The sequence below is a fragment of the Streptomyces sp. NBC_01481 genome, from assembly GCF_026339995.1.
Lineage (GTDB): Bacteria > Actinomycetota > Actinomycetes > Streptomycetales > Streptomycetaceae > Streptomyces.
Genome location: NZ_JAPEPT010000001.1, coordinates 906,905 through 921,739, shown reverse-complemented (window position 1 = coordinate 921,739; position 14,835 = coordinate 906,905). Strand labels below are relative to the sequence as shown.

The 14,835-nt window shown below is 71.9% G+C and carries 14 protein-coding genes and 1 pseudogene; 9 read left to right on the top strand and 6 right to left on the bottom strand.

The annotated features are described in order from the left end of the window. Window positions 1-8: 8 nt before the first annotated feature. Window positions 9-908: a sirohydrochlorin chelatase gene (locus OOK40_RS04275; protein ID WP_266478867.1), complete on the bottom strand. Its 900-nt coding sequence runs from the start codon at window positions 906-908 to the stop codon at window positions 9-11. A 211-nt stretch (window positions 909-1,119) separates the two neighbouring features. Here OOK40_RS04275 and OOK40_RS04270 point away from each other — a divergent pair, with 211 nt between their 5' ends. The 3 genes from OOK40_RS04270 (at window position 1,120) to OOK40_RS04260 (ending at window position 4,757) form a co-directional block, all read left to right on the top strand. Further along, window positions 1,120-1,800, top strand: coding sequence for a vancomycin high temperature exclusion protein (locus tag OOK40_RS04270; protein ID WP_266476588.1), 681 nt, complete (start codon window positions 1,120-1,122; stop codon window positions 1,798-1,800). A 99-nt stretch (window positions 1,801-1,899) separates the two neighbouring features. After that, window positions 1,900-2,481, top strand: a complete 582-nt coding sequence (locus OOK40_RS04265; protein WP_266476587.1) for a TIGR03086 family metal-binding protein — start codon at window positions 1,900-1,902, stop codon at window positions 2,479-2,481. Between the two features lie 110 nt (window positions 2,482-2,591). After that, window positions 2,592-4,757, top strand: a complete 2,166-nt coding sequence (locus OOK40_RS04260) for a molybdopterin oxidoreductase family protein (RefSeq protein WP_266476586.1) — start codon at window positions 2,592-2,594, stop codon at window positions 4,755-4,757. A 3-nt stretch (window positions 4,758-4,760) separates the two neighbouring features. Here the strand turns inward: OOK40_RS04260 and OOK40_RS04255 are convergent, their stop codons facing one another. The 3 genes and pseudogenes from OOK40_RS04255 to OOK40_RS04245 all read right to left on the bottom strand — a co-directional run bounded on the left by OOK40_RS04255 (window position 4,761) and on the right by OOK40_RS04245 (window position 6,242). Continuing rightward, window positions 4,761-5,228: a gamma-glutamylcyclotransferase family protein gene (locus OOK40_RS04255; protein ID WP_266476585.1), complete on the bottom strand. Its 468-nt coding sequence runs from the start codon at window positions 5,226-5,228 to the stop codon at window positions 4,761-4,763. Continuing rightward, window positions 5,225-5,557, bottom strand: a complete 333-nt coding sequence (gene cutA / locus OOK40_RS04250) for a divalent-cation tolerance protein CutA (protein WP_266476584.1) — start codon at window positions 5,555-5,557, stop codon at window positions 5,225-5,227. The genes OOK40_RS04255 and cutA overlap by 4 nt, the downstream gene beginning before the upstream one ends. Before the next feature lie 80 nt (window positions 5,558-5,637). Continuing rightward, a pseudogene (locus OOK40_RS04245) lies at window positions 5,638-6,242 on the bottom strand (NADPH-dependent FMN reductase). Window positions 6,243-6,416: 174 nt separating this feature from the next. Between OOK40_RS04245 and OOK40_RS04240 the strand changes: the two are divergent. From OOK40_RS04240 to OOK40_RS04230, 3 genes are all read left to right on the top strand, one after another. Continuing rightward, window positions 6,417-7,016, top strand: a complete 600-nt coding sequence (locus tag OOK40_RS04240) for a Uma2 family endonuclease (protein WP_266476583.1) — start codon at window positions 6,417-6,419, stop codon at window positions 7,014-7,016. A gap of 226 nt (window positions 7,017-7,242) precedes the next feature. Next, window positions 7,243-7,749, top strand: a complete 507-nt coding sequence (locus OOK40_RS04235) for a hypothetical protein (protein ID WP_266476582.1) — start codon at window positions 7,243-7,245, stop codon at window positions 7,747-7,749. Between the two features lie 93 nt (window positions 7,750-7,842). After that, window positions 7,843-8,484, top strand: coding sequence for a class F sortase (locus OOK40_RS04230; RefSeq protein WP_266476581.1), 642 nt, complete (start codon window positions 7,843-7,845; stop codon window positions 8,482-8,484). On the opposite strand, the gene OOK40_RS04225 is transcribed toward OOK40_RS04230, so the two are convergent. Both OOK40_RS04225 and OOK40_RS04220 read right to left on the bottom strand, forming a co-directional pair. Next, window positions 8,481-9,266: a TSUP family transporter gene (locus OOK40_RS04225; protein WP_266476580.1), complete on the bottom strand. Its 786-nt coding sequence runs from the start codon at window positions 9,264-9,266 to the stop codon at window positions 8,481-8,483. The genes OOK40_RS04230 and OOK40_RS04225 overlap by 4 nt on opposite strands. A gap of 84 nt (window positions 9,267-9,350) precedes the next feature. Further along, on the bottom strand, window positions 9,351-10,154 hold the full coding sequence (locus tag OOK40_RS04220; protein ID WP_266476579.1) for a putative protein N(5)-glutamine methyltransferase: 804 nt from the start codon (window positions 10,152-10,154) through the stop codon (window positions 9,351-9,353). A gap of 509 nt (window positions 10,155-10,663) precedes the next feature. On the opposite strand from OOK40_RS04220, the gene OOK40_RS04215 reads away from it, so the two are divergent. From OOK40_RS04215 to nirD, 3 genes are read left to right on the top strand one after another with little or no spacing between them, the layout of a single operon-like run. After that, window positions 10,664-11,842: an NAD(P)/FAD-dependent oxidoreductase gene (locus OOK40_RS04215; RefSeq protein ID WP_266476578.1), complete on the top strand. Its 1,179-nt coding sequence runs from the start codon at window positions 10,664-10,666 to the stop codon at window positions 11,840-11,842. A gap of 10 nt (window positions 11,843-11,852) precedes the next feature. After that, the gene (gene nirB, locus OOK40_RS04210) at window positions 11,853-14,441 is read left to right on the top strand and encodes a nitrite reductase large subunit NirB (RefSeq protein ID WP_266478865.1); all 2,589 of its coding nucleotides are present in this window, start codon (window positions 11,853-11,855) and stop codon (window positions 14,439-14,441) included. Next, the gene (nirD, locus tag OOK40_RS04205) at window positions 14,438-14,788 is read left to right on the top strand and encodes a nitrite reductase small subunit NirD (protein WP_266476577.1); all 351 of its coding nucleotides are present in this window, start codon (window positions 14,438-14,440) and stop codon (window positions 14,786-14,788) included. The genes nirB and nirD overlap by 4 nt, the downstream gene beginning before the upstream one ends. Window positions 14,789-14,835: the final 47 nt, after the last annotated feature.

Sequence of the window (14,835 nt, the reverse complement as noted above, 5' to 3'; positions counted from 1 at the left end):
CGAGCGGATTACGCGGTGGCGAGTTCGCGCCGCTGCGTGGCGTACGTCGGCGTGCTCAGGGCCTCGTCGTAGCGCTGGAGCAGCAGCCGGGCCAGGGCCGGGTGCGCGCCGAGCGGTGCGGCGGCGATCCAGGGCGTCGCGGCGGCACTGGCGGTGGCGAACTGGCCGGGGCAGGCGAAGTAGGAGGCGACGGCGATGCGGTGGCGGCCGCGTGCGGTGAGCGCGCGGACTGCCGCGGGCACGGTCGGCGCGACGGCCGAGGCGTACGCGGGAACGACCGGCACTCCGCCCAGGCGCTCGCTGAGCAGGTCCGCCGTACGGCGGGTGTCCGACGCGGAGTCGGGGTCGCGCGATCCGGCGGCGGCCAGGACCACTCCGGCGCTGCGGCTGGTGCCGTCCTCGGGCCGCCAGCCCGCGTCCGCGAGGCGGGAGCAGAGCGCCTCGACGAGGAGGGGGTGCGGGCCCAGCGGGGCGGCGATGCGGATGTCCGCGGCCGGCAGCGCGGCGGCGGCCTTCGGCAGATCGTGCTTGACGTGGTGGCCGCGGCCGAGGAGCAGGGGGACGAGGACGGCCCGGGTGCCCTGCGCACGCCGCTCGGCGTGCAGCGCGGCGAGGGTGCCGGTCAGCAGCGGCTCGTTCAGCTCGATGTGGCCGAGGCGGACGTCGAGGCTGGGGCGCAGCTCACGGACCAGATCGAGGAGCGCGGTGGCGGTGCGCAGGGCGCGCGGGTCGCGGCTGCCGTGGGCGACGGCGACGAGGGTGGGCCGTTCGGTCGGTGGCATACGCCTGCGGGTTCCGTTCCGTGTGACGTGGCTGAGTTGGGTGCCCAGCTGGTCGGTGATGCGCGAGAGCAGCTGCGCGGTGGTGTCCAGGGGGGTCGTGTCGAGCGGCCCGGCGCCGAGAGGCATGGCGCCGAGGAACGTTGCGTCGAGGGGCAGGGACTCGCGAGGGTGTACTGCCGACTCCGTCATGAACCGATCCTGCCGGGTCGAGATTGCGGGGTCGTTGCGCGGGGGTGACGGGTGTTTTCCACGGGCTCACCGACTCGGCCCCGGCGTTGTCAGACTCCTCACCGATCCGGGACCGAACCGATCCGGACCCGACGGCGTCTGACCAGGTGTGAAGCGACCAAGACTCAGATTGCCCCGCACCCGGCGCGCCCAGCGGCGGATCGTGCAGACGGTCATGGTGGCGTGCGTGTTCGCGCTCGCGCCCGCGACCTGGATGCATGCCGTCGCCGACAGCCGGGTTCGCACCGTCGCGGAGGTACCCGCGCAGGATGTCGCCGTCGTCTTCGGGGCCGGGCTGTGGAAGGGCCGTCCCACACCCTATCTCGCGCACCGTCTGGACGCCGCGGCCGAGTTGTACCGGGCGGGCAAGGTCAAGGTCGTGCTGGTCACCGGCGACAACAGCCGCGTGGAGTACGACGAACCGGACGCGATGCGCGCGTATCTCACCGCCCGCGGCGTGCCGGACAAGCGGATCGTCAGCGACTATGCCGGGTTCGACACCTGGGACTCCTGCGTACGCGCCAAGAAGATCTTCGGGGTCGACCGTGCGGTTCTGGTGACCCAGGGCTTCCACATCCGGCGGGCCGTCGCGCTCTGCCGGGCGGCCGGGGTCGAGTCGTACGGCGTCGGGGTCGCCGAGCCGCACGATGCGACCTGGCTGTACGGCGGGACGCGCGAGATGTTCGCGGCGGGCAAGGCGGCACTGGACGCGACGTTCACGCCGGATCCCCGGTTCCTGGGGGCCCAGGAACCGGGTGTGAAGGAGGCGCTGGCCGCGGCGGCGGGGTGACGCCCTCGACAATGCCGTGGCGACGCCCGCGATGACACGCGCCTGCGCATGCGTGCCGCAGACTCGCGTCGGCATGCGCGGCGCGCGACAGTGAGGCGTATGGAAAACGACGTAGCCACCCTGCTCAGCCGTCACGCCGAAGCGCTCGCGGTCTTCACGGACCGCGTGCACGCCGTACGGGCCGATCAGTGGGACGATCCGACGCCCTGCACCGAGTGGTCCGTACGCGATCTCGTCAACCATCTCACCGCGGAACAATTGTGGGTGCCCGCCCTGGTGACCGACGGGCTGACCGCCGGGGACGTGGGCGACGCCTACGACGGGGATGTCCTCGGCAGAAAACCGAAGACCAGCTGGGACACCGCCGCACGCGCCGCGCGCAAGGCCTTCGCGGAGCCGGGCGCGCTGGAGCGGACCGTACATCTGTCGTACGGGGAGGCACCCGCGGTCGCGTACTGCGCACAGATGGTCATGGACGCCGTCGTGCACGCCTGGGATCTGTCGCGGGCGATCGGCGCGCCGGAGCGGCTGCCGGACGCGCTGGTCCTCTTCGCGCTCGACGAGGTCACGCCGTACGCCGCGGAGCTGGCGAAGTCCGGCCTCTTCGCGCCTCCGATCGAGCCGCCGCCGGGCGACAGCCACCAGACCAGGCTGCTGGCGCTGCTCGGCCGCCGCGCGTGAGGAACGTCGCCCGTGCCTCACGGGGCGGCGGGGCGCAGGCGGAGCCCGTCGTACCCCGACCGTAATCCGGGGCGCCCGCCCACGTAACACGGGCGCCCCAACCTGGGCGTATGCCCGACGCCACCGCCACGACCGCCCCGACCGCCCCCATCACGCCGACCCACTGTCCCTACTGCGCCCTGCAGTGCGGCATGAGCCTGCGCGGCGAGGCGGAGGCGGTCGAGATCGTGGAAAGGCCGGACTTCCCCGTGAACCGGGGCGCGCTGTGCGGCAAGGGCCGCACCGCGCCCGCACTGCTCTCCTCCCGGGTGCGCCTGACCGAGCCCCTGGTCCGTCGCCCCGCCACAGGCAGGCTCGAGCCGGCCACCTGGGAGGAGGCCCTGCGCACGGTCGCGGCGGGACTGCGGCGTACGCGCACGGCGTACGGCCCCGACGCGGTCGGCGTCTTCGGCGGCGGGGGGCTCACCAATGAGAAGGCGTACACCCTCGGGAAGTTCGCGCGGGTCGTGCTCGGCACCTCGCAGATCGACTACAACGGGCGTTTTTGCATGTCGTCGGCCGCGGCCGCGCATCAGCGGGCGTTCGGCCTGGACCGCGGGCTGCCCTTCCCGCTGGAGGACATTCCGCGCACCGGGTGCGTGATCCTGGTCGGCTCGAACCTCGCCGAGACGATGCCGCCGGCGCTGCGCTACCTGACCGAACTGCGGGAGAACGGCGGCACGTTGATCGTCGTCGACCCGCGCCGCACGCGGACGGCGGAGCAGGCCGATCTGCACCTCGCGCCCCGGCCCGGGACGGATCTGGCGCTCGCGCTGGGGCTGCTGCATGTGGCGGTGGCGGAGGGGCGTACGGACGAGGAGTTCATCGCGGACCGTACGAGCGGCTGGGAGGAGGCCAGGGCAGCGGCGATGTCGCACTGGCCCGAGCTGGTCGAGCGGATCACGGGTGTGGGTGTTCCCCAACTGCGGGACGCGGTACGGATGTTCTGCGATGCCGAGTCAGGGATGGTGCTGACGGCGCGCGGGCCCGAGCAGCACTCCAAGGGCACGGACACCGTCAGCGCCTGGATCAATCTGTGTCTGGCGACGGGCCGGGCGGGGCGGCCGCTGTCCGGCTACGGCTGCCTGACGGGCCAGGGCAACGGGCAGGGCGGCCGCGAACACGGCCAGAAGGCCGACCAGTTGCCGGGCTACCGCAAGCTGGACGACCCGGCGGCGCGGGCCCATGTCGCCCGGGTATGGGGTGTGGAGCCCGAGACACTCCCGGGCCCGGGGCGCAGTGCGTACGAACTCCTCGACGCGCTCGGCGGGGACATCAAGTCGCTGCTGCTGATGGGCTCGAACCCGGTGGTGTCCGCGCCGCGCGCCGGGCATGTGGAGGAGCGGCTGCGCTCGCTGGACTTCCTCGCGGTCGCGGACGTGGTGCTGTCCGAGACGGCGGCGCTGGCGGACGTGGTGCTGCCGGTCACCCAGTGGGCGGAGGAGACGGGCACGACGACCAACCTGGAGGGCCGGGTCCTGCTGCGCCGCCGTGCGGTCTCGCCACCGCCGGGAGTACGGAGCGACCTGGAGGTCCTGGGCGGCCTGGCGTCCCTGCTGGGCCATGAGAAGGGCTTCCCGGCGTCCCCGGAGGAGGTCTTCGAGGAGCTGCGCAGGGCGTCGGCGGGCGGCCCGGCGGACTACTCGGGCATCACGTACCGGAGGATCGCGGAGGAGAACGGGGTCTTCTGGCCCTGCCCGGTACAGGACACGGCCGCCCCGGCTACCGACCCGCAGCCCGGCAGCCCGCACGCCGGCGCCCCGCACCCCGGTACGCCGCGCCTCTTTCTCGATCGGTTCGCAACGGACGACGGGCTCGCCCGGTTCATCGCGGTCGCGCATCGTGCCGCCGCCGAGGAGACCGACGAGGCGTATCCCGTCCTGCTCACCACTGGGCGCGTCGTCTCGCAGTATCAGTCCGGGGCGCAGACCCGGCGGGTCGACGAGCTCAACGCCGCCGCCCCGGGGCCCTTCGTCGAGCTGCATCCGCTGCTCGCCGAACGGCTGGGGGCCGTCGAGGGCGAGCCGCTCGCCGTCGTCTCCCGGCGCGGGCGGGCCGTCGGGCCCGCGCGGATCACCACCGGGATACGGGACGACACCGTCTTCATGCCGTTCCACTGGCCCGGCGAGGGCCGGGTCAACTCGGTGACGAATCCGGCGCTCGACCCGACCTCGCGGATGCCCGAGTTCAAGGTGTGCGCGGTCCGGGTGGAACGGGTCGCGGCCGAGGAGCGGTAGGACTCAGCCGGGCAGGCGGCCCGTCCAGTCGCCGCCCGGGATCGGCGTGCCCGTCGTCCGCAGCTTCTGGGCCACGCCCGGCGCCGCGACGTACACCCAGGCCCGTACGGCAGTGCCGTCCGGGCGCCGGACCTCGCGCGCCACCCGCTCGTACAGATTGCGCGGGTGGCCCGGCGCGACGTACTCCTCCAGCCGGTCGAGTACGGCGAGCAGTTCCCCGTACTCCCCCGGCGCCGCCGTCACCACCTCGCCCGCGACGGTGCCCCCACCGGGTTCGAGCAGGGCGTAGGGGTAGCCGGGGCCCTCGTACAGCACCGCGTCCGCGAGCAGCGCGGGCTCCTCGACGGCGGTGCGGCCGTGCAGAAACAGGTCGTGGTTGCCCTCGCCCGGGCGCAGCGTGCCGTAGACGAAGAAGGGAAGCTCCTCCCCGAAGCTCTCCCCGGAGCCCTCCCCGAAGCCCGGTCCTCTCACGGCGCCACGGTCTCCGCGTCGATCCACGCCAGATACGCCGCGCCGCCGCCCACCACCGGCGTCGCGATGATCTCCGGCGTCTCGTAGTCGTGTGCCGCGATCAGATGCGCCTCCAGCGCCGGATAGCAGGCCTCGGTCGTCTTGAAGAGGACCTGCCACTCCGCCGCGGTCTCGATGGCGTTCTTCCAGCGGAAGACGGAGGTGACGGGCGCGGAGATCTGCGCGCACGCCGCCAGCCTCGCCTCCACCACGCCCCGCGCGAGCCGCTCGGCCTTCTCGGCGCTGTCGGTCGTGGTCAGTACGGTGAGTACGGTCAGTGCCTGGGCCACCGACAATCTCCTTCGGGTCGACGGGCCACTCGGTCAGACCACGGTACGCACGGCTGACAAAGACCGTCCCGGCAGCCCCTTCACGCCTGTCCGTACGGGTGCGCCGACTTGGCCGTGCGCAACGCGTTCCCCCACCACGCGAGCTGGTCGAGCATCGCCTCGGCCGCCGCATCGCAGGCCGCGGGGTCCTTGTGCCGTCCCTCGCCGTCGAAGTGCCCGGCCGCGTTGTGGAAGGAGACCGTGTCCCGGACGGTGACGGCGTGCATCTCGGCGAAGACCTGACGCAGCTGCTCGACGGCGCGCAGGCCTCCGGAGATTCCGCCGTAGGAGACGAAGCCGACAGGCTTGGCCTGCCACTGGGTGAAGTGCCAGTCGATCAGACTCTTGAGGGAGGCGGGAAGGAGTGGTTGTACTCGGGAGTGAGGACGACAAAGGCATCGGCGGCGGACAGCTTCGGCGAGACCTTCGCGAGCGCCGCCCGCGCGGCGGAGCCGGGCCGGTAGGAGAGAGCGGTCGGCAGGTCCGCGTCGGCGAGATCGATCAGGTCGACGGCGAAGTCGTCGCGCCCGGCGGTGCGGGAGAGAAACCAGTCGGCGATGACGGGGCCGAAGCGGCCCTCGCGGTTGCTGGAGAGGATGACGGCAAGCTTGAGCGGTGCGCCATTTTCGGGCGTTGTGAGGTCCATGCCGAGGAGACTCGTACGTCAAGTTTGGTTGAGGTCAAGCGGATCCAAGGGTCACGTTGGGTTAACTCGAACGGGTGAGCCCCTGCCGTAGCCGGGTCGTCGCAGCAGAGCGTCACTACCGTTGGAGCTCCACCAGCCCTGCGTACGAGCACTCGGAGGACTACCGTGACGACCATGATGGAACGGCCGACACCGATAGACGCACCGCCTGCCGGAGACTTCGAGAGCCTGCTCCGGACCGTGGAGGAACTGGACACACCTGACGGCTACAAGGCCGAGCTCATCCGGGGGAAGATCGTCGTGTCGCCGTGGTCCAAGCTTCGCTACCTGCACCCCATGAGGTCTCTGCGACGACAGCTGGAAACACATGCGCCCGAAGGGCACATCGCAGAGACGGCACCGTTCCTGTTTCGTCTGTCCGCCTCGGAGCGCGGCTTCGGACCCGATCTCTTCGTCGCCGACGAAGCCGCGTTCGACGCCGACGGGCGCCACGCCGACGGAGAAGCGCTGTCCCTCGTCGCCGAACTCACGTCGGTCTCCACCAAGGACGCCGACTGGCAGGACAAGCTGGAGGCGTACGGCAGGCAGGTGCCGGCGTATTTGATCCTCGACATGCAGGCCGAGGAGATCGCCGCGTTCTGGGACCCGTCGCCGCAGGGCTACCGATCCCACACCACGGTGTCCTTCGGGAAGCCGCTGCATGTGCCCGCGCCGTTCGACTTCGACCTCGACACGAGCGGCTTCGCCGCGGAGTCTGCGGAGCCCGCCGAATAGACCCCCGGCACCGGGCCTCGCCGCGCGCGGCGTCACCCGTTCAGCGCGTCCGGCATCTGATTCCCCATCACCCGCGATGACCTGCGGCAACGCATCCTGTCCAGCGCGACACGCCGAGCCGGACAGACAGATCTGATTCCCCATCAGCAGGCGGGTGCGACGGGCTGAGCCTTACCTCTGAGAGAAGACGAGCACCTCGCACCAGCGCGCTTCTCGGAGGATCACCATGCGCACCACCGCCCGCCTGCTGGCCAGTACCGCGCTGGCGGCCGCCGCGACAGGACTCGGCGTCCACCCGGCGTACGCCTGGGACTTCGGCACGCTGGAGGTCTTCCCGTCCATCGCCACTCCGGGCGCCGTCATCACCGTGAGCACCACCGCCTGCGGCCCCGGCGGCCATGGTGTCGGCGACGCGCGCGCTCTGGGCGCCGGCGAGTTCCGGCTGGCGCCCGGGTCGCACAAGGACGTCGCGGTCGGTCAGTTCACGATCCCCGGGCGCACCCACGCGGGGACCTACGCCATCTCGGTGAGCTGCAAGAACGGCCGGCAGGCCTCGGGCGACGTGACCGTAGAGCACCACGGCCGGCCGAGCGGTCATGTGCACACCGGCGTCGGAGGCAGCGTGGGCCCCGACACCACCAAGATCGCGGCGGGCGCGGCCATTCTGGCCGCGGCCGCCGTCGGCGGGACCGTGCTCCTGCGCCGCCGGGCGAGCGGCGCGCAGGGCAGCTGACGGAGCGGTTTCCACCGTTCCGGTTCCGCCGTGTCCCCGCTCCCGGCAGGCCCCGAGCCTGCCGGGAGCGGGCGAGATGTATCCGGAGGACCGATGAGCGCCACGGGCAAGGGCAAGGGCTGGGCCATAGCCGTCGCCGTCTGCGCCGGCGCCTGGCTGGTCCAGAACGGCTCCGTCGATGTGACCCCTCCGGTCCCCTCCGCCGCGGAGGCCTTCGCGGCCGGTCCCGACTTCCACACGGACGCGGCCGCCGACCCGCTGCCGCCGTCCGTGCCCGTACGCCTTCGCATACCCGAGATACGCGTCGACGCCCCCGTCATGCCGCTGGGCCTCGCCGGGGACGGCAGCCTGGAGGTGCCGCCCGCCGCCGACCGCAACCTCGTGGGCTGGTGGCGGGACGGCACCACCCCGGGCGCGAAGGGCACCGCGATCGTCGCCGGGCACGTCGACAACGCACGCGGCAGGTCGGTCTTCTACAGCCTGGGCGCGCTGAAGAAGGGCCACCGGATCGAGGTGACCCGCGAGGACGGCCGCACGGCGGTCTTCACGATCGACGCGATCGAGGTGTACGACGCGGACTCGTTCCCCGACGCGAAGGTGTACGGGCCCAAGGACCGGGCCGAGCTGAGGGTGATCACCTGCGGGGGCGGCTTCACCGAGAAGACCGGCTACAAGGGCAATGTGGTGGCCTTCGCGCACCTCATCGGAGTGCGCGAGCCGAAATCGTCCGTCTAGGCCGTCCACTGGTCGAAGGCGAGCTTCGCGACCAGCGAGAAGACCACGACGAGCAGCACCCCTCGGACGAACTCGCTGCCCTTGCGCAGCGCCATCCTTGCGCCGAACATGCCGCCCGCCAGGTTGAACACCGCCATCACCGCGGCCAGTTGCCACATCACCGTGCCCTGGTAGGCGAACATCGCCAGGGCCCCGCCGTTGGTGCAGATATTGACGATCTTGGCGGTGGCGGACGCGGTCACCAGGTCGAGATGGAGTACGGCGGTGAGCGCGAGCACCAGGAAGGTGCCGGTGCCGGGCCCGACGAGCCCGTCGTAGAAGCCGATCCCGCCGCCCACGAGCACGATCGCGGCGATCGTACGGGTGCGGGTGACGGTCCGCCGCTCGGCGTCGGTGGCGGTGCCGAAGGTGGGGCGCAGCATCACAAAGGCGGCGACGCCGAGCAGCACCACCATGATCACGGGCCTCAGTACCTCGCTGCTGATCCCGGCCGCGAAGAACGCGCCGCCCATCGAGCCCGCGAGCGCGGCGAGCCCGATCCGTACCGCGGTCTTCACCTGTACAGGAGCCTCGCGCACATAGGTGATCGCGGCGCCCGACGTGCCGACGATGGCCACGGCCTTGTTGGTGCCGAGGATCTGCGCGGTCTGCACATGCGGCAGGCCGAGCAGCATGGCGGGCAGAAGCAGCAGCCCGCCACCGCCGACCACCGCGTCGATCCAGCCGGCCGCAGCGGCGGCGAGGCAGAGGAAGACGAGCGTGGTCAGCGATATGTCGGGCATGCCCGCGACCCTACGGACGTGATGCGTGTGGCGTCCATCGATCCCGGGAGAGTTGAGCGACGTCTGAGGTTCCGGGGACGCAGATCAAGCCGACGGCCCGGCGGGCCTCGTTCCGATCACCACCGTGGCGTACAACTCCTCGGAAACGGCCGTCGCCGGGATCAGCCCGCTGCCGCTGAAGGCGTCCACGGCGAGCGGCGCCTGACGCTCGCTCGTCTCCACCAGCAGACAGCCGCCCGGCGCCAGCCACCGCGGCGCATCGGCCGCGACCCGCCGCAGGACGTCGAGCCCGTCCGCGCCGCCGTCGAGCGCGACCAGTGGCTCGTGCTCGCGGGCCTCCGAGGGCAGCAGTCCCACCTCTTCGGTCGGTACGTAGGGCACGTTGGCGGCCAGTACATCGATACGGCCCCGCAGCGCGGCGGGCAGCGCCTCGAACAGGTCGCCCTCGTACACCCGGCCGCCGACGGCCCCGACATTGCGCCGGGCGCACCGCACCGCGGCGGGGTCGACGTCGGCCGCGTACAGCTCGACCTGCCCCAGCGCCGCGGCCAGCGCGACACCCACCGCGCCGGAGCCGCAGCACAGGTCGACGGCGACGGCCCCGGGGCGGGCGAGCGCGACGGCCTGGCGGACGAGGAATTCGGTACGGCGGCGCGGTACGAAGACGTGCGGGTCCACGGCCACCCGCATACCGCAGAACTCGGCCCAGCCGAGGACATGTTCAAGGGGCAGTCCGGCAACGCGCCGGTCCACCATGGCGGCGAGATCGGACGGCGTCCGTGCGGTGGAGCGGATCAGTTCCGCCTCGTCCTCGGCGAAGACGCAGCCGGCGGCGCGAAGCCGGGTGACGATGGCGGGAGAAGTCAGGAGTGACGGTGAAACCGGCATGAGAGCCTTTCGGGGAACCGAAGGGCGCGCTCGGGAGGGTCGGTCACCTATGCGGGAGGGACCGCGGGTCCTTGAGAGGAGAGCACCCGGACTGCGACAGCGGTAATGGGTCTCACCTCCTCGGTAGGTCCACGTCGTGTGGAGACGGCAACCTTACCGGAGGGCGCCTGCGGCGGGCCTTGTCCCCTACCCGCCCCTTCCCGAACTGGGGCTTCGCCCCAGACCCCGTATGCGACCTTCGGCCGCATGTCCTCAATCGCCGGACGGGCTGAATTTCCGCCGGTCGGCCTGAATTTTCAGGCCGACCGGCGGAAATTTCAGCCCCGCCGGCGTTTGAGGCGCGGGGGTCCGGGGGCGGAGCCCCCGGTTCGGGAAGGGGCGGGGTGGGGAACAGGCCCGCCGCAGGCGCCGCGCCCTCACACCCCCCACCCCGCCGCGCTGAGCGCAGCGTTCCCCCCGGGAAACAGCCCCGCACCTGCGAGGTAACACCGACCCCGCACGCTGCGGCTATGGCATCTGGAACCGTGGTGATCGGCAGCGGGACGGCAGGCGCGCGGCTCGCGCGGCAGCTCGTCGCCGTCGGCGCGCCCGTCACCGTGATCGGTGAGGAGCCGCACGCCCCCTACAACCGCCTGCTGCTCGCGGAAGTGCTCGCGGGGCGCTACGCCCCGGAGGTGATCGCGCTGCCCGCCGTACCGGTGCGCCGGGGCGTGCGGGCAACTGCCATCGACCGGGAGCGCCGGCTGGTGCTCTGCGAGGACGGGACTCCGGTGCCGTACGACCGCCTGGTCCTCGCGACCGGCTCGAACCCCGTGCTGCCCGCCCTGCGCGGGATCGCCCAGGGGCTCCCGGACGGCGTGCATCCGTTCCGTACGCTCGACGACTGCGCGGCCCTGTCCGCCGCCGTACGCCCCGGGATCCGGGCCGTCGTCGTCGGCGGCGGGCTGCTCGGTGTCTCCGCGGCCCGGGCGCTGGCCGAGCGGGGCGCGAAGGTGGTGCTGGCCCAGCAGGGCGAGCACCTCATGGAGCGCCAACTGGACGTCTCCGCATCGCAGTTGGTCCGCGCGCATCTCGAAGCGATGGGCGTGGAGGTTCACACCGAGTGCCGGGTGCGCGGACTGCGCGGCACGGATGTCGAGCTCGCCGACGGATATGTCCTGGACGCGGAGCTGATCGTCCTCGCCTGCGGGGTGCGACCGCGGACCAAGCTCGCGCAGGAGGCCGGGCTCGACGTCGGCAAGGGCATCCTCGTCGACGACGAGCTGCGCACCTCCGACCCGTACATCCACGCCGTCGGCGACTGTGCCGAGCACGAGGGACGGGTGTACGGACTCGCGGGTCCGGCCCTCGAACAGGCCGATGTGCTGGCCTGCCTGCTCACCGGGAAGCCCGCCCGCTACACGGGCACCCGCGCCCTGACCCGGCTGACCCTCAGCGGTCCCGGCGCACTCGACCTCGCCGCGTTCGGCGATCCGACCCCGCGCCCCGGGGACGACGTCGTCCAGCTCGCCGACGCCACCCGCGGTGCCTATCGCAAGGTCGTCGTCCGCGGGGACCGGCTCGTCGGCGGGGTGCTGCTCGGGGATCTCGCCGCGGTCGGCGCGCTCGCCCGGGCCTGGGAGGGCGACGAGGCCCTGCCGGAGACGGTGCCCCTGCTCCACCTGCTCACCAATGATGGAGGCCTCTGACATGCCCGCTATGACCACCCCCACGACTCCCACGATCGTGGTCGTCGGCCATGGCATGGTCGGCCAGCGATTCCTGGAGGCACTCGCCGAGCGCGGCGTGGCCGGGCGGGCGCGGATCGTCGTGCTGTGCGAGGAGCCTCGCGCCGCCTACGACCGGGTTCAGCTGACCTCGTACTTCTCCGGCCGTACGCCCGACGAACTCTCCCTCGTCGAGGGCGACTTCATGGAGCGGCACGGTATCGAGCTGCATCTGGACGACCCGGCCGAGACGATCGACAGGGACGCGCGCACGGTCACCTCGCGCGCCGGCCGCAGCTTCACGTACGACACGCTCGTTCTCGCCACCGGCTCGTACCCCTTCGTGCCACCGGTGCCGAACAAGGACGCCGAGGGCTGTTTCGTCTACCGCACGATCGAGGATCTGCTGGCGATCGAGGAGTACGCCAAGACGGCCCGCACGGGCGCGGTCGTCGGCGGCGGGCTGCTCGGTCTGGAGGCGGCGGGCGCCCTCAAGGGCCTCGGGCTCACGACGCACATCGTGGAGTTCGCGCCGCGGCTGATGCCGGCGCAGGTCGACGACGGCGGCGGCGCCGCGCTGCTGCGCACCATCGAGCGCATGGGGCTGACCGTCCACACGGGCACCGGCACCCAGGAGATCACCGTCGACGAGGCGGGCGCCGTGAACGGCATGGCCCTGTCGGACGGTTCGGTCCTGGACACCGATCTCGTCGTCTTCTCGGCGGGTGTGCGGCCCCGGGACCAGCTCGGCCGTGCCGCGGGGCTCGCGATCGGCGAGCGCGGCGGCATCATGGTCGACGAGCAGTGCCGTACCTCCGACCCCGCCGTCTTCGCGATCGGCGAGTGCGCGCTGGCGTCGGACGGCCGGGTGTACGGACTGGTCGCGCCCGGCTACGAGATGGCCGAGACGGCGGCGGCCACGATCACCGAGGAAGCCCGCAGCTTCACCGGCGCCGACATGTCCACCAAGCTCAAGCTCCTCGGCGTGGACGTGGCTTCGTTCGGCGACGCGCACGGCGCGGCGGAGGGCTGCCTGGACGTCGTGTACTCCGACTCCCGCTCCGGGGTCTACAAGAAGCTGGTGATCGGCAGCGAGGGCGAACTCCTCGGCGGCGTACTGGTCGGCGACGCCGACGCGTACGGCATGCTGCGCCCGCTCACCGGCTCCGTCCCGCCCGTCGCGCCCGAACAGCTCGTGATGCCCGCAGGGATCGGCGCCCCGGCGGCGCTCGGCCCCTCCTCGCTGCCCGACGACGCGGTCATCTGCTCCTGCCACAACGTCACCAAGGGCACCATCCGCGGCGCGGTCACCGAGCACTCCTGCACCACCGTGCCCGAGGTGAAGAAGTGCACCAAGGCCGGTACGGGCTGCGGCAGTTGCGTCAAGGTGCTCGGCCAGCTGGTCAACGCCGAGCTGGAGGCCTCGGGCGTCGAGGTCGACAAGGGCCTGTGCGGCTGCTTCGGGCAGAGCCGCCAGGAGCTGTACGAGATCGTGCACACGCTGCGTCTCACCTCGTACCAGGAGATCCTGGACCGGCACGGCCGGGAGACGGCCCGCGGCGGCAACGGCTGCGAGATCTGCAAGCCGGCCGTCGCCTCGATCATCGCCTCGCTGGCCCCGACGATCGGCGCGGGCGGCTATGTCCTGGACGGCGAGCAGGCCGCGCTCCAGGACACCAACGACCACTTCCTCGCCAATATGCAGAAGAACGGCTCGTACTCGATCGTGCCGCGCATCCCCGGCGGTGAGATCACCCCCGAGAAGCTGATCGTGATCGGCGAGGTGGCCCGCGACTACGGCCTCTACACGAAGATCACGGGCGGCCAGCGGATCGACCTGTTCGGCGCCCGGGTGGACCAACTGCCGCAGATCTGGGCCCGGCTGGTGGACGCGGGCTTCGAGTCGGGGCATGCGTACGGCAAGGCGCTGCGCACCGTGAAGTCCTGTGTGGGGCAGACGTGGTGCCGCTACGGCGTACAGGACTCGGTCAAAATGGCCATCGACCTGGAGCTGCGCTACCGGGGCCTGCGCTCCCCGCACAAACTCAAGTCCGCGGTCTCCGGCTGCCAGCGCGAGTGCGCGGAGGCGCAGAGCAAGGACTTCGGCGTCATCGCCACGGCCAACGGCTGGAATCTGTACGTGGGCGGCAATGGCGGCGCGACCCCGCGCCACGCCGATCTGCTCGCCCAGGATCTCTCCGACGCCGAACTGGTCCGGCTGATCGACCGGTTCCTGATGTTCTACATCCGTACCGCCGACCGGCTGGAGCGCACCTCGACCTGGCTGGAGCGGATCGAGGGCGGCCTCGATCACGTACGGGACGTGGTGGTCCATGACGCGCTGGGCATCTGCGCCGAGCTGGAGTCACTGATGGCGGACCATGTCGCGAACTACCGCGACGAGTGGTCCGAGACCATCAACGACCCGGAGAGGCTGCGCCGTTTCGTCTCCTTCGTCAACGCGCCCGACGTCCCGGACCCGACGGTGAAGTTCGTGCCCGAGCGCGACCAGGTCAAGCCTGATCTGCCGCTGCTGTCCATCCGTCCGCTGGAAGCCCTGGAAGGTAGTGCCGCCCGATGACGATCGCCCCCGAGAAGACGCAAACGCAGGTCCAACTCCGTGTGGGCCACGAGTGGTTCGCTCTCTGCGCCTTGTCGCTGCTGACGCCGGGCCGCGGTGTCGCGGCCCTCCTGCCGGACGGCACCCAGGCGGCGGTGTTCGTGGACCGCGAGGGCGCTGTCCACGCCATCGACAACCGGGACCCCTTCACCGGCGCCCAGGTCCTCTCCCGCGGCCTGCTCGGCTCGGCGGCCGGCGGCCCCTTCGTCGCGTCGCCGCTGCTCAAGCAGCGCTTCGACCTGCGCACGGGCCGCTGCCTGGACGACGATGCGGTGTCGGTGACTGCGTACGAGGTGCGCGTGGGGTGAGCCGCGCCCGCTGCCTGGGCTGACATCCGCTGACGCGAGCGGGGCGG